Below are 21,915 nucleotides of genomic sequence, written 5' to 3'. Positions count from 1 at the left end.
CTAATTTTGGGCGGCCGGAGCAATGATTTTGTCGATCCTGATCTCGCTATAATCCTGGCGATGCCCCTGTCTGCGACGGTATTTTGTCCGGCGTTTGTATTTGTAAATCTCAACCTTGTCGTCCTTGCCGTTACCGAGAAGCTCAGCTTCTATCTTCGTGTCGCTCAGATACGGTGTACCGACCAGCATATTGTCGTTGTTCTTTACCAGCATGACATCGGTGATGTCAATCTTTGCGCCGGGCTCGGCCTTCTGCAGGGGTACTTTTATTACTTCACCTTCCTGTGCGGAAAACTGTACTCCAGCGAGTTTGAAAACAGCGTACATTCTATCCTCCGAAATTTCGAAATTATTTTCAGGCTTAAAGTTAAGCTGCAAAAGGTAATAAAAACACCCATCAAGTCAAGGCAAATTTTCCTTCTTGCCGGCTTGGCCGGTTTTGTCTCAGCCTTTAAACTACCCGGATAAAACATGGTTCCAGTTTAATTTAGGGCATTTTGTAACCGCGAATTGTGATTGCCGCCGGGGCAAGGCCCAACTATATTGAGAGTTCGGACATTAAAAGGGTTAGATGCCAAAGATGCCGCAAGGGACGAATACAGACAGGAAATCGCCAAGGGGTGTATTTGAACTACAGTCCAAATTTACCCCCAAAGGGGACCAGCCTAACGCCATCCGGGAACTGGTCGAAGGAGTAAATTCCGGGCAGAAGTACCAGACTCTGCTGGGCGTGACCGGTTCGGGCAAGACTTTCACGGTGGCCAACGTGATCGCCCAGACATCCCGGCCTACCCTGGTTATCTCTCACAACAAGACTCTGGCGGCCCAGTTGTACGGTGAATTGAAAGCGTTTTTCCCCAACAACGCGGTCGAGTTCTTTATCAGCTATTATGATTACTACCAGCCGGAAGCGTACCTGCCGACCACTGATACCTATATCGAGAAAGACACGTCAATCAACGATGATATCGATCGCCTGCGCCTCAGGGCCACCGCGTCACTTCTGGAGCGCGACGATGTCATAATAGTAGCATCGGTTTCCTGCATCTACGGCCTCGGCTCGCCGGAGGAGTACAAGCGGCAGTTTGTGTTTATCCAAAAGGGTATGGAGGTTGACCGCGATGAGATCATCCACAAGCTGATCGCGATCCATTACAATCGCAATGATATAGCCTTCGCCAGAGGCAATTTTCGGGTTCGCGGGGATACGGTTGAACTGATTCCCGCTTATCACGAAAACGCCTTCAGGATTGAATTCTTCGGCGACACTGTTGACCGAATAACCGAGGTCAACCCGCTGACCGGCGAGGTTATCAAGCAGCGCGATAAAATAGCGGTCTATCCGGCCAAACACTTCATTACCTCCAAGCAGCAGCTTGAGAAGGCTATTGCCGATATCAAAGCTGAACTCAAAGAGACAACTGAGCAATTCGTGACGGAGAACAAACTGCTGGAAGCCCAGCGTATAGAAATGCGGACTAAGTACGACCTTGAAATGCTCAAAGAAGTCGGCTACTGCTCGGGAATCGAGAACTACTCCCGCCATCTTACCGGACGACGCAAAGGGGAGAGGCCTTTCACCCTGATAGATTTCTTCCCGGAGAATTTTCTCACGATAATAGACGAGTCGCACCAGACAATTCCGCAGGTGAGGGCGATGTATTCCGGTGATCGCAGCCGCAAGGAAACGCTGGTCGCGCACGGATTTCGCCTGCCATCGGCGCTGGACAACCGACCGCTGTTTTTCGAGGAGTTCGAATCTGTGACGCAACAGACCATTTTCGTCTCTGCCACACCGGCCGAATATGAGCTGCAGAAATGCGAAGGTGTGGTTGTGGATCAGGTTATTCGACCTACCGGCCTTCTCGATCCCAAAATAACGGTCAAGCCCCTCGGCACCCAGGTAGATGATCTTCTCGAACAGGTAAGAATCCGGCAGGCCAAAGCTGAGCGCGTGCTGGTTACCACCCTGACCAAGAGGATGGCCGAAGACCTTACGGACTATATGAAAAAGGCCGGTATTCGAGTGCGGTACCTTCACAGCGAAATTGACGCTATCGACAGAACCGAGATTATTCGCGATCTGCGGTTGGCGGAATTCGATGTCCTCGTTGGGGTTAACCTTCTCAGGGAAGGATTGGATCTTCCGGAGGTCTCTCTGGTGGCCATTCTGGATGCCGACAAAGAAGGCTTTTTGCGTTCCGAACGTTCGCTGATTCAGACAGTCGGCCGGGCCGCTCGAAACAAGGATGGCGAAGTTATACTCTACGCGGATAAAATTACCGATTCGATGCGAAAAGCGATCGAAGAAACCGACCGCCGTCGGGCCAAACAGATAGCTTACAATGAAGAGCACAATATCAATCCGGAGACCATTTTCAAAACGCGGGAAGAGATACTCAGGGCGACGCAGTTTGCCGATGCCAAGACGGTAGAAGAAAAAGGGTTTGAAAAACCGGATTATTTTGATACCATGCGGAAAGAGGATCAGGTGGCGTTTATGATGAAGGCGATGAAGCAGGCCGCCGACAATCTTGATTTCGAGACAGCCATGCTGATCCGCGATGAAATTAAAGACCTGAAAGCCGATCTGAAAAAAGGAAAAAACAAAACTCGGTAGCTAAGCGTCACTGTCTTAACACCGAGATTTGACACTTATGAGATTAAACAGGGTTAGCACTTTCACACTGCTCGTCGCCGGCTCACTTATTATGTCGGCGTGTGACGAAATTGATATACCGGTGATAGTCGATTCGGAAGAAATCATCCGGTATATATCCGAATCCGATGACGCCATAGCCCTATTTCGCAATACCAATATTATCCCGGAAGATCAGTACACTTTCGCCGATGAACCGGGGGTGATCTATTTTGATGTCGATGACTCCGTCAAACGCGAGATCAGCGTCGACATAATCACCGAGCAGATGTCGCAAAACGGAGCATCCTATGTGCAGGACTTTGGTCCGCCGATATCGGTATCCAGAGATGCCGAGGCAACCGTTGTCGACAATTTCTATGTCACGAAGCACAGGATTGAGGGGACTGACTCGAGCGAAACATCATCTCGCTACACACTGACTCGCTATGGCTATTTCATAAAGATAGGTGATGACAGTAAGGCTTTTGTCGGATGGAAGCTCATGGGCTTTGGAGGTGGCGGGACGGCATCTGAGACGCGAGTGCTAGCTGAACGCGAAGACGCTACTACGTTTTGGGCGGATAGTGTTCTGCAAAAGCGCAACGACTACCTGTTGATTGACGTTTCCCGAGTTCCGTGGGATACACTGGGGCCGGATACCTTGCCGACTACATATTACACTGACCATGTATATCTCGACATCACCGGCGAGGATGGGATTGCAGTGATTTCCGATGGTGAGGCGTTGGAGTTTTCGGTAACGACTCCTGTCGTGCCGCCTCATTATACTGTTGCCGGAGAGACCGACAACGGATTTCACAAATATGCCTTTGTACCCGGTGATGACTCCATACTGCGTGTAACCATCAACACCGTGGACAACAATCAAAATCCCCTGAATATACTGATTTTCCAGCACCACAACCTCACCAATAAGATGTGGTGTATCCCCTATCGCGTGAGCGACTGATTCCCCGCGTGAACAAATGGCCGTCTTCGGCTGTTTTATTCATCTGACAGGATATTTAATTAAGACATTGAAAAAGGGGCTTAATATTGATAAAACTGCGTGCGGCCCACGAACGTGGGCGAACAGTTGTTGACTGGCTGGATAGTTACCATACGTTTTCCTTCAACCAATACCACGATCCGGAGCACACTCACTTCCGGAAACTACGTGTGATTAACGAAGACCGTGTCGCGCCCGGCGGCGGCTTCGGGCAACATCCGCATCGTGACATGGAAATTCTGACCTATGTCATCGAAGGCGCCCTCGAGCACCGAGACAGTCTCGGAACGGGATCGGTCATCCGTCCCGGCAGCCTTCAGCGCATGACGGCCGGAAGCGGCCTGACCCATAGCGAGTTCAATCACTCGAAGACCGAACCGGTTCATTTTCTTCAGATATGGATCTTTCCGGAAGAGAAGAACCTCAAGCCATCTTATCAGCAAATAAGCTTTGAGGAGGAGGGTTTGCGCAACGATCTGTACCTATTGGCTTCGAATCGTTTCGCGGACGAAGTGATACACGTTAATCAGGATGTTCAGCTTTATGGCTCCGTGCTGGATCCCGGGCGGGAATTGGTGTATGACATCGGGCCCGAACGACATCTATGGATTCAGATTGTGCGTGGTGATGGTTCCGTTGGTGGCGTGCGAGTTGGGGCCGGTGATGGTGTCGCTGTCAGCCGCGAATCACAAATAAAACTTGCGGCATATTCGTCGATGGAGTTGCTGCTGTTTGATCTGGCCTGAACCACAAGCACGGTCGGTTTGGCTCAGCTATCGATTGCCGACTGAGATGGTTTTTTTGTTGAATATGTGTTCGCCAGACCGGTAATATATGACAGTTAATCAGCAAATCGTTATTATCCATTAAGGAGGTTTTATGTCGGGAAAGAAATTTCAACATCTGCCGCTGCTGATAATTCTGATACTGTCGGCCACGCTGGTCGGCTGCGGTACCCAGGTTCCATCGGGCCACCGGGGCGTGTTTTACTATAAGTTCGGTGATGGTACCGAGATGGGGAAGATTTACCCCGAAGGTTTCGCGTGGCATCTGCCATGGAACACCATGTTCGTGTATCCGACGAGAGTGATGGAGCAGAGGGAGGATCTGACGGTACTATCGTCCGATGGCGCGACGATCAACATGGAAGTGTCTATTCTGTACCGCCCGGAAATTGACAAGCTCGATTCGCTGCAGATTGAAATCGGTCCGCGATACTATGAGGTCGCCGTTGCTCCGAATATCAGGGGGATTGCCAGGGCTGTGGCCGGTCGATTCAAACCGGAAGAAATCTATTCGACTAAACGCGAGCAACTGAATGATGAAATTCTGACCCAGCTCAGAGATGCTATGGCAGAGAAGTACATTATTGTCGAGAAGGTGCTTGTTCGAGATGTAGTGATACCCGCCAAAATATCCGAGGCTATCAATTTCAAGCTAACGGCGGATCAGGAAGCGCAGAAGATGCAATTCACGATCGAGAAAGAAAAGCTCGAGGCAGAGCGAAAACGAATTGAGGCACAGGGTATCGCCGATTTTCAGCAAATTGTCTCGGCCGGCATAACGCCATCGCTGTTGAAATGGAAAGGTATTGAGGCTACCCTCAAAATCGCCGAGTCACCCAATACCAAGGTGGTTATAGTCGGCAACGACGCCGGCAGCCTGCCGATCATTCTCGGTGGGCAGTAATCTCAGTCTCAGGAAAACAATGTAAAAGGACAGGGGTTCGGTATCTCGAACCCCTGTTTCCCACAGTGAGCGTTTAGTCTTTATGTAACGCTCCGGGCCACACAACCCTCGCCCTGCTCTAGCCCTCATACCCTGCTAATCGTCTTCGTAACGTTTTTTGATCCTATTTAATACGTCCGGATCGGCCAAAGTGGTGGTGTCGCCCATGATTTTTCCCGCAGCTATGTCGCGCAGGAGCCGTCGCATGATTTTACCGGAGCGCGTTTTGGGCAGGTCCGGCGTGAAGATAATCTTCTCCGGCCTGGCAATCGCGCCGATTTTTCGCGTGACGAAATCTTTTAGATTACCTACCAGTCTGTCGTTGATCTCAACGCCGTTGCCAAGGGTAACGAAAGCCGCAAGACACTCACCCTTCAAATCATGGGGAATTCCCACCACCGCGGCTTCCGCAACACTGGGGTGGGCGACAAGAGTTGATTCCACCTCCATGGTAGAGATGCGATGCCCGGAGATGTTTATTTCATCGTCGACACGACCGAGAATCCAGAAGTACCTGTCTTCATCGACCTTCGCGCCGTCACCGGGGAAATAGACACCCGGCCACTTTGACCAGTAGGTATCTATATAGCGCTGCCTGTCACCCCAGATTCCCCGCAACATACCGGGCCATGGTTTCGTTACGGCAAGGTACCCACCGCCGTTGTTGGTCGGCTTACCGTTTTCGTCAAGTATCGCGGCTTCAATGCCCGGAAAAGGGCGGGTGGCGGAACCCGGTTTTGTGGCAGTCAGACCCGGAAGCGGTGTAATCATGATGTGGCCGGTTTCGGTCTGCCACCAGGTATCGACAATCGGGCACTCCTTGCGGCCAATGACCTCGTGATACCACATCCAAGCTTCCGGATTGATCGGTTCACCTACCGTTCCAAGCAGCCGAAGTGAACTCAAATCGTGTTTGTCCGGCCACTCACGGCCCCATTTCATGAATGATCTGATGGCGGTTGGCGCGGTGTAGAATATGGAGACCCCGTAGTCTTCGACAATTTGCCAGAACCGATCCTGATCCGGCCAGTCCGGAGCCCCTTCGTACATTACCTGTGTCGCGCCGTTTGAGAGCGGTCCATAGGTGATATAAGAGTGTCCCGTGATCCAACCGATGTCCGCCGTACACCAGTAAACATCATCCTCCTTGATATCGAAAACGTATTTCGTTGTCGCATGAACGCCGGTCATATATCCGCCGCACGTGTGCACGATACCCTTGGGTTTGCCGGTTGTGCCCGAGGTGTAGAGTATGAAGAGCGGATCCTCACTGTCCATGTAGACGGGAGGGCAGTAGTTATCGGCATCCTGCATATGGCGATGATACCAGTGGTCGCGGCCCTCTTTGACCCTGAGAAGAAAGTCGCCTCGCTTGACTATGATGACGTTTTCAATTGAAGGGCAGTCGGCGATGGCGATGTCGGCGTCGTGTTTCAACGGTAAAATTTGTCCGCGTCGAAACGAACCGTCAGCCGTGATTAGCATCTTGGCCTGAGCGTCATTAATTCTATCACGGAGTGATTCGGGGGAGAAACCGCCGAACACGATTGAGTGTATCGCGCCAATCCGGGCGCAGCCGAGCATAGCCACGACAAGTTCAGGTATCATCGGCAGATATATAGCAACGCGGTCACCTTTCTTGATACCAAAATGCTTGAGGACGTTGGCGAACTTGTTGACCTGACGATAGAGCTCGTAGTAGGTGATGGTGCGTTTATCTCCGGGTTCGCCCTCCCACATTATGGCGGCTTTATTGCGAGTGCAGCCGGTGATGTGACGATCGAGAATGGACTCGGTTACGTTGAGTTTTCCGCCGACGAACCATTTGGCATCGGGGGGATTCCACTGAAGCCCTTTGGTCCATTTTTTCTTCCAAACTAGCTCCGAAGCCATTTTCTCCCAGAATTCAGCCGGGTTGGAGTTGGCGGCAGAGTAAATATCTTTCTTGTTGGCGTGAGCCTTCTTGACAAAGACAATGGAAGGCTTGAACTTGCGTTTTTCAACCAGCAGCTTGCCGATTCGTGATGACTCTTTGGTTTTCTGCTTGCCCGCGGCAGTTTTTGCCATCTTTAAAGCTCCTTGCAGCTTGATGGGTTGACTGCCAAATATACGTATAGCAGGTCTTTTTTATTAAGATTGTTTGAGCATTTTTACCGAACCAGCAGCATCTTGCGGTGGGCCGTGTTTTCCTCGGTTTTCAGGGTGTAAAAGTAAATTCCCGACGCTACCTCCTGGCCTGCGCCGTCTGTTCCATCCCATTCCATCGAATGCGAACCGGCCGCGAGTCGTGTCCGCGACAAGAGTGTTCTGACTTTCTGACCCAGGATATTGTGAATTTCCAGCGAAACCTCGCATCCGTGAGGAAGCTCGAAGACAATGGTCGTTGCCGGGTTGAAGGGATTGGGATAATTCTGCCGCAAATTGAATTTATCCGGCAATTCTGTCAGGGATGACGTTGAAGTAGCGGTAGGCGAATTGTCAAATATACGGTCTATCAACTGCCGGGCCTGCTCGCGCTCGATCGACCAGAGGTGAAAACCAAAAAGATAGGTCTCAGCCTCATCCGTAATAGTCCTCACGCCGACCGGATGACCGTCGAGCCACGATGTCTCTGGGTATCTCGATTTATACAGGTGGGTCACCTGGCCCGCCTCACCGGGGATGAAAGTTGAGACGCAGGGCATGGTATTGGACGGCCAGTACTTTAGAATAAAAGCGCTGAGAGGGGCCCCGGCGGTGTCAAAAGCCAGATTCGGCAGAGTACCATCGGGCGATACGGCCTCGATAAAACCGAAACAGGTGTCCACGTATGGTTGCGATGTGCGGGTGGAATAGTAGTTGTAAGGATAGAAAAACAGAGAGTCGATTCCGAAAAACCGCTGGATAAACCAATGGTCCTGCTGATAGTATTCCGGCTGGCTCTGAGTCGAAAAGAAGCGATTGAGGCCAAACAGGTTTCCGAAGAATGCAAGTCTGCCGCCCGAGCAAAGGTATTTGGTGAACGGCTGCACCCTGTCTTCGTAGTCGGTATTTAACGCTACATCTCGCCAGTCCTCATCAAGGATCACCATACGATAACGAGCAAGATCGGTCCATCGGAAGCACTCTGCCTGGGGGTCCCAGCAATCATAAAGAGCGGCCATCGTATCGGCGTAGTAGTATATGTCGTAGTCGTAGCCATTAAGAACCTCCTGATAAAACGAATTGATCCGGTCGCGAGTCGTGAACAGGGGATCTATAACTCTGGATGCCGTTACCACCAGGATGTCCTGTGTTCTGGGAATAGCCTCAAGAAGCAAGACAGCATTGGAGAAATCGGATTCGAATCCGTGTTTATCGACAGCCGTGATCGCGTAGGCGTGTCCGTCAACCGGTGACGTAACGGTGAATGTTGTATCATCGGGTCCGACTACGGCGAAGGGTTTTTTGGCATAGTAGTAATAACGAAGGGTATCGTTTATGAAGAAGCTGTCCTTGGGCTGTAATTGTCCGAGCATCTGCCCCCTGTCGTAGAAGGGTAGATGACGGTCTTCGAGATCGTCCTCACTTTCGAATCGGTAAATGTTGAAATGGTCGAGTTCGGAGATGTTCGGTTTTCTCCAGTAGAATTGAGCAACTTGTCCCGGGAAGTAGGGAGCATATAAGCGATCTACCACCGGTGCGCGGTGACGTTCTCTCATGTTAAGAAAGATGGTTTCTCCCGGATCTCCGACATCAGAACCGCTACGATGAGCGACATTGAAAAAGTAGAACTTATCGGGATCGAGATCAGTGAAAATAGTCTTCGGCCGCGGCGATCTACCTTGCGGCGAAAGTCTGTCAAAGGACTCCGGTCGAAGCCACGGCGGAACGACTCCGGGGTAGTATATGGAATCCGAAGGAACCTCCGTCAGGTAATACTCATAGTGTCTAACGTCATCGAAAACCCAGGGATCCCACTCGACCATCAGCGAATCCCAACTCTGATAGGTTACCCGTAGACCGGTCACCGGCAACATGGGATTGAGAATGCTGTCAGCGAGTTCATCGGCGCGATAGCTGTTCAGAATAACATCGCCAAAATTAAGATTCGAAACGTACTTTGTGACATTTGACGGAAGATTGTCGATATTGTCGGCGACCACATGGACAGAGTCGCCCGTGAACATGGCGAAAATCATCCTCAGGCTCGAGTCCGGTTCAAGATTAACCGGTCCATACGAAAGCAGAAACTTCGTGTCCGCCCCTTTACTTGTGCCCGGAGACATCTCTGCGGGGGGAAGAGACCATACCGGGTCATCGGGCTGGACGGTGAAGGTGTAGACCTGATCGTAGTCCCATTCCGGGTGTCGCAGGGTGTAGTATTTGTTTTTGTCCCTGGAAGGAGTGCCGACCCCCCCCGTACCGAAATCGCGAAACGGGTCGTCGATTGTTCCCAGTCGTCGGGGTCCGAAATCCCTCTCAGGAAGAGCGCTATTGACCCACCAGTTGAAATTGGTATCCGCTAATTCCTGTGACGAGGCGACCAACTTGAGAGCCACGCATTTCGTCAAATTCCGCAGGTCAGGATCATCGGCTCGCATATCGCCGTCATTGTCTATTATGTAGCCGATGCCTCTGTCTCTGATACTTCCGGCCAGATCGTCGCCGTAACCGTGACTTTCCCACCAAACCCACACGTCGCCATCGAGGTAGATGCCGACATAAGCCTCTCTGATGTCGTTTCCCTCAAAATTGGTTATGACCAGGTCGTAAAGAATCATGTCGCGATAGGCAGGTGCGTTCCAGGCATGACTCTTCATGCTGCACTTCAACCCGAGAGGAATATGCTGTTCAAAGTTTACCCGTTGTTCAACGGTGTCATAGAATTCAGCGCGGATACTCAGGTCGCCGGCGTTGTGTATGATTTCTATTGAACCGGTGTCCGGGTAAAGGGGCGGGTAATACTCGTGTCCCACCTCCGTCCAGCCGGCAATCCCGGTCGATACGAGAGTGTCGTCACCGATGATTCCTCCGACCCAAAGGGCGGCCGTGAAGAGATATTCATGCCTGCTGTTCACCGGGCTTTCAAAGGCGACGCCGGGCCAGCCTGTCATCCGGCCGGGTACCAACTCCCCGATCGTACCGAAACAGGTGAACGAAGCGCGCACCGCTCCCGTGTTCTGAACGGCGTAGAGTGCCGGCCATACGGTCTGATCGATCCGCAGGATGCTGTCAGTCTCGGTCTGATCCCAGACCGGATTCGGTCCCGGCCTCTCGGGATATTTATCTCCTGCAATGCTCAACGCGGCGAGACAAAAGATTGTTATTGTCACCGCCAGTGGGTAAGGGATTCTTTTCTTCATTTCAGCAATAGCATCTTTCTGTGTGCTGAGTTTGCGCCCGCCGTGAGGGTGTAGAAATATACACCCGAGGCAACCCGGACTCCATTTCCGTCGTTGCCGTCCCACTCAATAGTATGGGTACCGGCAGGCAGGTTCCTGTCGGCCACAAGAGTCCGCACCCTCTGGCCAAGAACATTGTGAATCTCCAAACTAACGCTACTGCTGCGAGGAAGATCGAAAACTATCACCGTCGAGGGATTGAATGGATTGGGATAGTTCTGACGAAGATTAAACTCGTTTGGCAACTCCACCGACGGCGAGCTCACTGCCGTCGCAGGGTAACTGCCGAACATCTGATCTATAAGAAGTCTTGCCTGGGCGCGCTCGGTGCTCCACAAATGAAACCCGAAAAGATATGTCTCCGCCTCAGACGTGACCGTGTGAATCCCCACCGGATGACCATCAAGCCACGAGGTCTCAGGATATCTGGCCCGATACAGGTGAGTAACTTCTCCCATGTCATTGGGCCTGAAGGTCGATACACAGGGCACGGTGTTTGACGGCCAGTAGTTGAGTATGAAAGGACTCAGCAGGTTACCCAGAGTATCAAAGGCCAGGTCGGGGTACTCTCCCGATTGCGATACAGCCCCAATGAAACCAAAACAGGTGTCTATATAGGGCCTGGCAGTGCGGGTGGAATAATAGTTGTAGGGATAGAAAAACAGCGAATCGATACCAAAGAATCTTTCGACAAACCAGTGGTTTTGTTCATAATACTTTGATGTGCTCAAAGTGGAGAAAAACGGGTTGAGGCCCGCCAGATTGCCGAAAAAGGCCAGTTTACCGCCGGACATGAGGTACTTGGTCAGGGGCATGACCCGCTCTTCGTAGACCGAGTTCAGGGCGACATCGCGCCAGTCCTCATCGAGAATCGCTAATTTATACCGAGCCAGATCGGTCCACTTGAAACACTCGGCATCGTCGTCCCAACAATCTTCGAGCGCCGCCATAGTATCGGCGTAGTAATAGATATCGTAATCGTAGCCGTCGAGGACTTCGTGATAGAACGAGTTGATCCATTCGCGGGTGGTGAAGATGGGATTGTTGATTCGTGACAACGTGACCACCACTATGTCCTGAGTTCTAGGAACTGTCTCCAGGAGTGTAACCGATTCCGAAAACTCCGATTCGAAGCCGTACTTATCAACCGCCGTGACCGCGTAACAGTAGCCTTCGACCGGCGACGTGATCGTGAAGGTGGTGTCGCTGGCCGCCACGCTGACAAAAGGCTCAAGGGCGTAGTAGAAGTAAGTCGTCGAGTCACCAATGAAAAAAGTGTCTACCGGTTCTTCTTTATCGGCCAAGCGTTTTTCGCTGTAGAAGGGATGATATCTGGCGTTATAAGCCTTTTCGGATTCAAACATGTAGATGTCGTAACGATGGAGGTCAGCAATCGCCGGCCTGTCCCAGACGAGTTCAGCGGTTCCACCTGCGATATATAGAGCATACGGGCCATCGGTTACCGGCGCGGAATAGCGCTGGCGCATACTGAGGAATATGGGGTCTCCCGGATCACCGACCCTTGGGCCGGTGCGATTGGCGACATTAAAAAAATAGAATTTATTCGGATCCAGATCGGTAAACGTCGCGGTGGGGCTTTGACCTCTGCCCTTGGGGGGAAGGTGATCAAACGTCAGTGGGCGAAGCCAGGGAGGAACCAGCCCGGGATAATATATCGAATCCGATGGTACCTCGGAGAGATACAGCTCATAGTCCTTCACATGATCGAAACACCATGGATCCCATCTAACCACAACCGAGTCCCAATCACCGTGAGTTATTTGCAGGCCTGTAACCGGAAGAAGGGGGTTCAAAACCGAGTCGACAAGGTTGGATGCAAGCTCAGCATTTACCAACATGTCTCGAAAATCCAGGTTGCAAAGGTACTTGGGCACATTTTCCGGAAGGTAATTCAGATTGTCCTCGATAAGGTGGATTGAGTCAGCGGTGAACATGGCGAATATTATCCTGAGGCTTGAGTCGGGGCATAAATCTATTGGTCCAAATGATAGGCAGAATCTTGAGTCTATTCCGTCGGTAATATTAGCGGCCAGATCCTCCGGGGGATAACACCATATTGGATTATCCGGTTGGATGCTGTAGGTTTGAACCTGGTCGTAGTCCCACTCGTCATGACTTAAGACATAGTACTTGTTCCGGTCTCCATTCGGGTAGCCAAGCGTACCATCGCCAAAGTCTCTGAACGGGTCAGTCTCAGTTCCTCGCTTTCTCGGGCCAAAATCGATTAGCACGGTTGAACGGACACTCGCCCACCAGTTAAAATTGGTGTCAGGGAACTGGTAGGATGAGGCGAGTAGTCTAACGGCAAAACACTTCCGGACGCCGCCCCTATCAAGATCGCCGTCGTTATCGATGGCATAGGCGATCGCTTTTGCTCTAATGCTACCGGTCATATCGTCTTCGTACGAGTACGCGCCGCTGAATGGACCGGAGACATCACCATCACAAAAGAGACCGACATATGCTTTATTGATGATGTCGCTTTGTATGTTGGTCACCGTCAAATCGTACAACACGATATCCTGGTATGGCGGGGTTCGCCAAACGTGGCTTCTAAGTATACATTGGACGCCGAGAGGTGTGTGAACTTCTTGAGCGCGGGGCTCCAGAATTGTATCGCAGAACTCGGCTCTGAGCGCGCAGTCTCCGGCGTGTTGAATAAGGCGTACGGAACCACTGTCAGGGTAATGAGGCGGGTGAAATTCGTGGTCCCAGCCCGACCAGCCATCAACTCCAACAGAAGTGGCGGTATCTTCCCCAAGAATCCCACCGATCCAGATGGCTCCCACGAACATATACTCATTAGCGCTATTTGGCGGGGACTCAAATGCGACCTCAGGCCAGTCTTCAAGGCGAGCATACTCTTGATCGCCAAAAGTCCCATAACAATTGAATGATGTATTAATTGTGCCAGTTTGGAGAACGAAGTGATTGGTCGGCCAATTCACAGTGGTTAGATCGATGTAGTCTTCTAAAACTATGGTATCCCATTCGCTCGTATCGGTCGCTGATGGCTCCCACAGGTCGTAGGCGCGAATTCCCATGAGCGGATTGCCTCTGGATTGAATCTCCACGGCCGCAAGGCAGGTGATGGCAGCGGCCAGCACCATCATGCGGTAACGCCCGGCGTTCATTTCAGCAGCACCATCTTGCGGCAGACTGTCTGCCCGTCGGTGACCAGGCGGTAGAAGTACATCCCCGACGATACGATCTGTCCGCTTTCGTCGGTCCCGTCCCAGACAACATGGTATAGCCCGGCTGGTTGTGTTTCTCCGTCCACGAGCTTGCGCACAGATTGTCCGAGAATATTAAACACCTCCAAACTTGCCGAGCCCGGACTGTCGAGTTGGTAGTAAATGCTGGTGCTGGCGTTAAATGGGTTGGGGTAATTCTGCCTCAACTCAGCCGTCTTCGTGTGTATTTCCGCTGCCTGCAAAGCCGCTGAGAAGGGCGACTCCGCGCCGGTTTGAGTGACAGCGGTTACATAGTATAATGCGCCGTCGACAGGCACCGTGTCAGCATAACAGGTGGATGGATAGAGTACGCTTGCGTACAATGTCGGTGTCGCCGGAGCACCTTCTGTCGCTGTCGACTTATAGATATTGTAATGGTGGATATCATCACTGCCGGAATCAATCCAGCAGAACGCTACCGCCGATGCTCCGAACGAGTAAGTAACGATCTCGGTCTCGAAAGTCACCGGCGCAGGCACGACACTTATAACGGGCATCTGGACGGTGATTGGCGGACTAGTCTGCCCCTGGCCGAAATCACCCACGTGGCTTACCGTGACGACATATGTCGCTCCGGGTTCGACATCTGAAATTGTTATGGAATTCTCACCGGCCGGGACAAATAGGACACTACTCGAATTCGATGGGTCAATTAGAGTCAGGTTATACCCCGATACGTCGGGTAGAACCCAGCGGTCCCAGCTTATCATGAATTCGTCATTACTCAAAATAGTTGCCGTCAAGCCGGTAGGCGGCAAAGCAGGATCAAGCGCTTCCTGCGCGAACCACCAGGCACGCTCGGCGTTGGCGCGAAAAACATCAAAGAACAATCCATCGTAATATCCGGCATAATCACCCTCGGCAAGACGATAGATATTGCTCGGATCGATATGGACAAGCTCACCGGCAAACAGACCGAACACTACTCTAATGGCGCTGTCGGGCATGATATCCACCGGTCCGACCGATAGCAGAAAACGCGCGTCTTTGCCGTTGGCATAATCCATGGCCTGAAAAATATCCGGATCCACCCACTCATCGTCGCCAAACGGAACCAGGGCCGTCATAACCTGGTCATAGTCCCACTCCGGATGACTCATGATATAGTATTTATTGCCGTCTCCGGTCGGTGTGCCAATCAACCCATCCCCGAAATCTCGATATGGCTCCAGTTCGGTAGGCTCTTGTCGCGGGCCGAAGTCGACAGGGAAATAGCTCCCCCACCAGTTGAAATTCGTGTCAGTCACTGGCGGATATACCATGACGGGCCGTGTGCCCATCGCCGCCGTAGGGCTTGTAGGTGAGAACGACGTATTGACCAGATTGGCGTCACTGTCAAAAATATAAGCGGTGCTCAAATCACGAAATGACCCGGCGAGGTCGTCATCGGAGTCAGATACATCACCATCAACATACAGGCCAATATAGACCTCCCGTATCTGAGACTGCCCGATATTTGTGATGATATAGTCGAGAAGCATTATGTTTCGGTAAGGATAGTCGTTTCTGGAATAAGACTTCTGCACTATGGAGAGATTCATGGGTACATGCTGTATATCGGATGCAGGGGGGTTCAGATTGGGGAGTCCGTAAGTGAAGGTGTCCACGAATAGTGCGCGGAAGCAGCTGCCGGTATCAGAGCCAAACGGGTCAATGGCTTGCATGGATGTATACGCGGTGGGGGGGAACATCTCATTTAAGTTGTAGATACTGGGAACACCGTCGGCGATCTCGATCTCCGTGCAATTGGCAACGGACACTAGTGTATCGCTGCCAATGAGGCCTCCGATCCAGAGCCCTCCCCGGCACATGTAATCTATGCCCGAGCCGTAAGGAAATTCGAAGCCCAAAGCCAGTTCATCAGTCGCCGGGTCGATGAACGGCGCGCCGAGAATTCCCTGGCTGGAGACGGATGCCGCAAATTTGGAGGTATGGTGAATCGCGCCGTAGGACGGAAACGTACCGTCGAACGACAACCCCGCGCTTTGTGTTACGAACGGTAATTTGACTTCGGTATAAATGCTGTCCTGCTCAAGGTAGACCGGCAACCTTTCATCACCAATGGTTTGCGCGACCGTGACGGTCGTGAGTGCCGCAATGACCGAGATTAACCCTATCAGGAACTTCACGTTCCCTCCCTTGCAGTTATTTTTGTTTTGTCAGCCTACGTTCCACTAATCGGTGAGGATTACGGGGTTCCATGATAATCAGAGGTGCTGCTTGTATCCCCCGCTGTCATATAGACGTACAACATGGGCATGTGTGCAAGAATCGTTAGAACCGTCCGACAACGCTCGATGAGACAATTACAATATAAGGCCGGCGGTGATTTCGTCAAAGCCAAAAAATGTGTCTTGTTCGCCGCGCCCGACGTTACCGCTATGTCAGGCAACTACTTATGGTAGTCCGTGCCTTGAAGGATAGAGAGAGCACGGTAGAGTTGTTCCAGCAGAACAAGTCGGACCAACTGATGAGAAAAAGTGAGCGAAGATAGCGACAAAACTTCATCCGCCTTGTCCAACACTCTGTCATCAAGCCCGTAAGCCCCACCGATGATGAAAGTGATGGTACCGCCGCTTTTCGAGGCTGTGCCTTCGAGCCATTTGGAGAAAGCCGATGTATCCATCTTGCGGCCGGAATCACACAGCGCCACGACATGCCCGGTGGTAATGGCGGGTAAAAGGCGTTCGGCCTCTTTCTGCTTTATTAATGTAGGGGAGAGGGAAGCGGTGTTTTTTAGAGAAGGTACAACGACGAATTCAACTTTGGCCCATCGGCCGAGAAGCTTGACAAAATGGGCGCAGCCATCCGATACCCATGTGTCCTTGTCTTTGCCGATGGCGATGATTTTGATTTTAACCAACTGGAATAACCTTGATAATCAACTTCCGCCGCCGTGGTCCATCGAACTCACAAAAGTACACTCCCTGCCAGGTACCCAGAACCAGCCTCTTATTCTCGAAGAGAACCTGAAGGGTACAGCCCATCAGGGATGATTTGATGTGCGCGTCGGAGTTGCCTTCACCGTGATGATAGCCATCGCTCTGGGGTATTTCCTTGTTGAGTTTGTAAAGGATATCGCGCCTAACATCGGGGTCGGCGTTCTCATTAATGGTGATGCCGGCAGTCGTATGGGGAACGAGGCAGTAAACCATACCCGACTCGACCCTACTCTGCTCAATGGCCCGCTGCAGCAGGGGAGTAACATCGACCAGTTCTTCCCTCTGATGAGTCTCCACCGTATATGTTTCCATCAGGAAAACAACGCCTCCGCGAATTGTCTGGCATCGAATCTTTGAAGGTCATCTATACCTTCACCCAGTCCTATAAAATCTACGGGAACACCGAGCTCTTGCGCAACCGCAATCATGACTCCGCCTTTGGCGGTACCATCGAGTTTGGTAACGATAATTCCGTCGCATCCGACTGCGTCGGTGAAGATCTTAACCTGCGATATGGCGTTCTGGCCGGTCGAACCATCGATAATAAGCTTGCTGTAAACGGGGGAATCCGGAGCGGCCTTGTTAATCACCCGTTTAATCTTCTTCAACTCTTCCATGAGATTGGCTTTCGTGTGAAGGCGACCGGCTGTATCGACCAGCAACATATCCGCGCGGCGGGCGACAGCCGCTTTGGCGGCATCGAAGGCCACCGATGCCGGGTCGGAACCGGACTGAGATTTGATTATGTCAACATTGCTGCGCTCGGCCCATATGGCGATCTGGTCAATCGCCGCGGCCCTGAAAGTATCACACGCCGCAATTATGACCTTCTTGCCTTCCGATGAAAAACTGGTGGCCAGTTTCCCGATGGTGGTCGTCTTGCCCACCCCGTTCACCCCGACAATAAGCCAGACTTCCGGTTTTGCGCTCGTGTGAACAGGGGAGGGGGACTCTTCACGCACAAGTATGCCGGTTATCTCCTCTTTCAGTAGCCGGATTATGTCTTCACCCTCGGTAAGATGCTGCTCGCGGGCTTTGTCTCTGACGCTTTCGATCAGACGCTGAGTGGCGGCCACGCCGACATCGGCTTCGATAAGAATTTCCTCGATCTCGTCCAGCAGATCATCGTCGATTTGTCGACGCAACACGACCCGTGAGATTTTCCCAAGAATATTGTCTTTGGTCTTGGTAAGCGACAGCTTCAGTTTCTCGAACGAATTGAACATCGGATCGAATGCTAATCCTGCTGGTCTTCGCTGCTGGATGGTGTGCCAATCGGACGGTTCAATCGCTCTATGACTCGCTGCGGGACATCTTCGAGGTTATCGGGCGCTGTTTCGGGCTGAATCGCTTTCGAATGCCCGTTACCGGGCTCCGAATCGGCATCCACTTCCACCTCTTCGTCAGTCGCCACAATATCTGCAGAACTTTCGGCCTCGTCGCCGTCGGTGAACTTGACGGCCACGATCTTAGATACGCCAAATTGTTCCATGGTGACGCCGTAAAGGTTGTTGGCGGCCTCCATGCTGATCTTGTTGTGCGTGATTATGATGAACTGTGTCTGCTCGGAGAATTTGCGAATAATCCGCAAGAACCGGTGGCAGTTGGCGTCGTCAAGAGGAGCGTCGATCTCGTCGAGGATACAGAAAGGCGACGGCTTAACCAGATACAGCGAGAAGAGCAGTGAAATCGCGGTCAGCGCCCTCTCGCCGCCCGACATCATGGTGATGGCGAGCAGTTTCTTCCCGCGGGGGCGGGCAATAATCTCGATGTCGGATTCGAGCGGATCGCTCGGATCACGGAGGAAGATATCTGCCTCACCGCCCGTGAACAGCTCAACGAAGAGGCTCTTGAAGTTTAACCTCACCTGATTGAAGGTGTCCAAAAACAGTTGCCTGGCTGTCTGGTTGATTTTCGTGATGGTCGAATGGAGATCTTCCTTCGCCGTCGACAGGTCCGAAAGCTGAGCCTCGAGGAAATCCTTTCTCTCCGAAGCAGTCTTGTATTCTTCGAGAGCCAGAAGATTTACCGCTCCGAAGGACTTCAGCCTTTCCTTCCTTTCGGTCAGCAGTTTACGTGCCTCCTCTTCGGGAACGGTTTCGTCCGGACTTGGAGCATCCACCGCCTTTATGTCGACATCGTATTCCTCCCGAATTCTCTCGCCGATACTGCCCAGTTCAGCCTCGATGGTGTTCAGGCGGATATCGAGGCGATGCATCTCTTCGCTTATCGTTTCTCGCTCCGAACGTACCTGTTTTATTTGACTCTCAATAACGGACACCTTGTCCAGTATCTCACCCTGCGAGGCGCGCAGTTCGGTCTGACGGGAATTAGCTTCCTGTCGCTTTTCGAAAGTCTGCTTCAGTTCGGTTTCCAGCCGGCCGATGCTTTCATCGGATGTGACGATCTGTTGTTTGGCGTTTTCGATCTCCTGAGTCTTGATCTCGATTGTCGATGTAATGTTATCCTGCAGTTCCGCAAGATGTTTCTGCTTGCTCTCGGTCTGGTCTATCCTGGAGCGCGACTCTACCTGCTTGACCTGGAGGCTTGCCAAACGCTGCTGGGCGACGTTGGCTTCCTTTTCAAGTTCCGAAAGGCGCTGTGATGACTCGGCGATGCTCGCCGCGAGTTCCTTGCGGCGACTGGTAAGCTGATTGAAATCCAGGCCGAGGGTATACTGACGGTGCGCGATCTTGTCCAGCTTGTCCGCAAGGCCTTTTTTCTCCTTGTCCAGGCGTGCCTTTTCGGTGTCCAGACTGCGCAACTCGTATTCGAGTTCATGAAGTTGTGAGCGGGCGGACTCTATGTCCTCGCCAAGGGAGTCAAGCTGGTCGGCAAGCTTGCTGAGGTCGGACCTCACCTGCGCGATCTCCGCGGTGGTTCTGTTCTTCTTCAGGCTAAGCTCGTTCAGGCTTTGTTCGAGCTGCACTATCATCTGTTCCTGTTCGCTCACTTTTTCCCGGCGACGGAAAAGCTGAAGCTGTTCGTGAGAGCCTCCGGAAATGATGTTCTTGCTGTATACATCACCGCGATCCGACACTGCCTGAAAACCGTAGGGGAGACGCCGCAGAATTTCGTCGGGGTTGAACCCGGCTTTGAAGACCGCGGTGCGCGCGAGGACCGCCTGCATGAGCGGGCGGAGATGATCTTCGGTGGTAACGAGATTGTCAAGCCAGCCGATAAACTCCGGCATTTCGAGCTCGGGACGTTTCACCGCCGGGGTGATCGTTCCGCTGTCGGGAACCAAAACGCCGATGCGTCCCTTGTTGGCGGACTTGAGATAGTTTATTATGGATTCACCGGTGGCGCGCTTATCGCAGATGAGAAATCGCGCCATCTCGCCCAGCGCCGCCTCAACCGCGATTTCGAGACCTTCTACCGGCACGAACTTTTCGGCCACCGTGCCGTAAATGCCGGGCCAGCGGCTCCGCTCATCCATGGCGGCCTTGACTCCGGATTCATAGCCCTCGTAATGGAGCATCATTTCTTCGAGCAGATTCTTGCGTGCCTGGCATGCCTCGATAGACGCCTGTAGATTTGATATTTCTGCCGAGTGCTCCTCAGTCTGCTCGAGTAGATTCTTGAGCTTCTCACCGAGCTGTGAGTTTTCTTGTTCGCGAAGTCGACGCTGCTCTTCGATCTCGGCGACCGCGCTCTGCTGCGCTGCGACACGCCTGACGACACTTTCGCGTTCGACATTGGCCTGCTTGAGCGACTCTTCAGTGGCCGCGACACTATCAGTGAGCTCCTCAATCTGAGTACGGAGAGTATCATCTTCCGTTTTGCCCGAAGACAACTGGCCTTCAAGCTGGATCAGCAACTCATTTTCGCGTTCCTTGCCCGACCTGGCCGACAGAAGTTTGCTGTCAGCGTCGGCTTGCGCCGCCTCAGCCTGCTTCAATTCTGTTTCGATCGCCCCGAGGTCCTGTTTCTGTGACACTAACAGCGCTTCGGCCTCTCTCTGTTGCTCGACCAGAAGCTCGGCGCGTTTCTCGAGGGCGGTAATTTCGTTGTGGTTTCGCTCTATCAATAACCGGGCATTCGATTTCTTCTCCCGATGAACGGAGATATCCTTTTCAAGATTGTGCGCCCTGTCCGAAATTTCATAGATTTCGTTACCGACCTTCGTCAGCTCATGCTCAATATCGATTTGTTGCCTGCGGTGGCCTTCGAGATTGGAGGAGAGGCTGTCGGTGGCGGTACTCTTCTCCACCAGCTGATTGTTGAGCTGGTCCCGCCTGGCCTTCAGTTCTCTAATCTCCCTGTCAATGTTGCGGACACGGTTCGAACTGAGATAAAGTTCCCAGGCCTTGATCTCGTCGGCAATCTGCTGATAGCGTTCGGCCTTTTTCTGCTGCCGGCGAAGAGAGTTGACCTGTGTTTTGACCTCGGAACAAATGTCATTGAGACGAAGGAAATCATTCTCTGTCGCTTCGAGTTTGCGCAGCGCGGCACGTTTGCGCTGCTTGTACTTGGTAATCCCGGCCGCTTCTTCAAACAGAAATCTTCTTTCCTCGGCTTTGTCCGAGATGACGGCTTCGATCATGTCCTGCTGAATTACGGAATAGGAGTGCGCCCCGACACCGGTATCATAGAAGAGCTCGGTTATGTCCTTTAAGCGACAAGGCACCTTGTTGAGCAGGTATTCGGACTCGCCGCTGCGGAAAAGCCGGCGCGTAATCTGTACTTCGGTATACTCTGTCGGAAGCACCCCGCGGTTGTTGACCAGCGATATCGTGACCTCGGACATTCCCAGCGGTTTTATCTCGCGCGTTCCGTTGAAAATGACTTCTTCCATCTTGCTGCCGCGCAGCATGGTCACTTTCTGTTCGCCGAGAACCCAGCGAAGGGCATCAAGTATATTTGTCTTGCCGCAGCCGTTCGGACCTACAATGGCCGTTATTCCGGGAGAAAAATGAATCGTGGTTTTATTGGCAAAAGACTTAAAGCCGACTATATCTAATTTCTTAAGGTACAC

The 21,915-nt window shown here is 52.2% G+C and carries 13 protein-coding genes; 4 read left to right on the top strand and 9 right to left on the bottom strand.

What is annotated here, in order from left to right; all coding sequences use genetic code 11:
* A complete protein-coding gene (gene rplU / locus AB1483_13780) occupies positions 1 to 327 on the bottom strand; it encodes a 50S ribosomal protein L21 (protein MEW6413521.1) in 327 nt (108 codons plus the stop codon).
* Between the two features lie 244 nt (positions 328 to 571).
* On the opposite strand from rplU, the gene uvrB reads away from it, so the two are divergent.
* From uvrB to AB1483_13760, 4 genes are all read left to right on the top strand, one after another.
* Positions 572 to 2,620, top strand: coding sequence for an excinuclease ABC subunit UvrB (gene uvrB, locus AB1483_13775; GenBank protein MEW6413520.1), 2,049 nt, complete (start codon positions 572 to 574; stop codon positions 2,618 to 2,620).
* Positions 2,621 to 2,657: 37 nt separating this feature from the next.
* Complete coding sequence (locus AB1483_13770) at positions 2,658 to 3,611, top strand: hypothetical protein (protein ID MEW6413519.1); 954 nt, start codon at positions 2,658 to 2,660, stop codon at positions 3,609 to 3,611.
* Between the two features lie 86 nt (positions 3,612 to 3,697).
* A complete protein-coding gene (locus AB1483_13765) occupies positions 3,698 to 4,396 on the top strand; it encodes a pirin family protein (protein MEW6413518.1) in 699 nt (232 codons plus the stop codon).
* Between the two features lie 133 nt (positions 4,397 to 4,529).
* On the top strand, positions 4,530 to 5,339 hold the full coding sequence (locus AB1483_13760; protein ID MEW6413517.1) for a prohibitin family protein: 810 nt from the start codon (positions 4,530 to 4,532) through the stop codon (positions 5,337 to 5,339).
* A 135-nt stretch (positions 5,340 to 5,474) separates the two neighbouring features.
* On the opposite strand, the gene acs is transcribed toward AB1483_13760, so the two are convergent.
* The 8 genes from acs to smc all read right to left on the bottom strand — a co-directional run bounded on the left by acs (position 5,475) and on the right by smc (position 21,915).
* A complete protein-coding gene (gene acs / locus AB1483_13755) occupies positions 5,475 to 7,445 on the bottom strand; it encodes an acetate--CoA ligase (GenBank protein ID MEW6413516.1) in 1,971 nt (656 codons plus the stop codon).
* An 83-nt stretch (positions 7,446 to 7,528) separates the two neighbouring features.
* Positions 7,529 to 10,702, bottom strand: coding sequence for a FlgD immunoglobulin-like domain containing protein (locus tag AB1483_13750; GenBank protein MEW6413515.1), 3,174 nt, complete (start codon positions 10,700 to 10,702; stop codon positions 7,529 to 7,531).
* Entirely contained in the window at positions 10,699 to 13,896 is a 3,198-nt protein-coding gene (locus AB1483_13745) for a FlgD immunoglobulin-like domain containing protein (GenBank protein ID MEW6413514.1), read from the bottom strand. The genes AB1483_13750 and AB1483_13745 overlap by 4 nt, the downstream gene beginning before the upstream one ends.
* On the bottom strand, positions 13,893 to 16,124 hold the full coding sequence (locus tag AB1483_13740) for a T9SS type A sorting domain-containing protein (GenBank protein ID MEW6413513.1): 2,232 nt from the start codon (positions 16,122 to 16,124) through the stop codon (positions 13,893 to 13,895). Before AB1483_13740 ends, AB1483_13745 begins: the two co-directional genes overlap by 4 nt.
* 263 nt (positions 16,125 to 16,387) lie before the next feature.
* Entirely contained in the window at positions 16,388 to 16,858 is a 471-nt protein-coding gene (locus AB1483_13735; GenBank protein ID MEW6413512.1) for a 23S rRNA (pseudouridine(1915)-N(3))-methyltransferase RlmH, read from the bottom strand.
* On the bottom strand, positions 16,851 to 17,249 hold the full coding sequence (locus tag AB1483_13730; protein ID MEW6413511.1) for a secondary thiamine-phosphate synthase enzyme YjbQ: 399 nt from the start codon (positions 17,247 to 17,249) through the stop codon (positions 16,851 to 16,853). Before AB1483_13730 ends, AB1483_13735 begins: the two co-directional genes overlap by 8 nt.
* Positions 17,249 to 18,163 carry a signal recognition particle-docking protein FtsY gene (gene ftsY, locus AB1483_13725; protein MEW6413510.1) on the bottom strand — a complete coding sequence of 305 codons (915 nt, stop codon included), beginning with the start codon at positions 18,161 to 18,163 and terminating at the stop codon, positions 17,249 to 17,251. The genes AB1483_13730 and ftsY overlap by 1 nt, the downstream gene beginning before the upstream one ends.
* Positions 18,164 to 18,174: 11 nt before the next feature.
* Positions 18,175 to 21,915, bottom strand: a complete 3,741-nt coding sequence (gene smc, locus AB1483_13720) for a chromosome segregation protein SMC (protein MEW6413509.1) — start codon at positions 21,913 to 21,915, stop codon at positions 18,175 to 18,177.

Source organism: Candidatus Zixiibacteriota bacterium, from assembly GCA_040756055.1.
GTDB lineage: Bacteria > Zixibacteria > MSB-5A5 > GN15 > FEB-12.
The sequence above is the reverse complement of the archived record's forward strand: the minus strand, read 5'-3'. Positions and strand labels throughout refer to the sequence as shown.

What these genes read in the sequence shown, in the direction of transcription:
- acs (MEW6413516.1), bottom strand. Translation starts at nt 7,445, where the DNA reads ATGGCAAAAACTGCCGCGGGCAAGCAGAAAACCAAAGAGTCATCACGA.
- AB1483_13760 (MEW6413517.1), top strand. Translation starts at nt 4,530, where the DNA reads ATGTCGGGAAAGAAATTTCAACATCTGCCGCTGCTGATAATTCTGATA.
- AB1483_13770 (MEW6413519.1), top strand. Translation starts at nt 2,658, where the DNA reads ATGAGATTAAACAGGGTTAGCACTTTCACACTGCTCGTCGCCGGCTCA.
- rplU (MEW6413521.1), bottom strand. Translation starts at nt 327, where the DNA reads ATGTACGCTGTTTTCAAACTCGCTGGAGTACAGTTTTCCGCACAGGAA.
- AB1483_13730 (MEW6413511.1), bottom strand. Translation starts at nt 17,249, where the DNA reads ATGGAAACATATACGGTGGAGACTCATCAGAGGGAAGAACTGGTCGAT.
- AB1483_13745 (MEW6413514.1), bottom strand. Translation starts at nt 13,896, where the DNA reads ATGAACGCCGGGCGTTACCGCATGATGGTGCTGGCCGCTGCCATCACC.
- AB1483_13750 (MEW6413515.1), bottom strand. Translation starts at nt 10,702, where the DNA reads ATGAAGAAAAGAATCCCTTACCCACTGGCGGTGACAATAACAATCTTT.
- ftsY (MEW6413510.1), bottom strand. Translation starts at nt 18,163, where the DNA reads ATGTTCAATTCGTTCGAGAAACTGAAGCTGTCGCTTACCAAGACCAAA.
- uvrB (MEW6413520.1), top strand. Translation starts at nt 572, where the DNA reads ATGCCAAAGATGCCGCAAGGGACGAATACAGACAGGAAATCGCCAAGG.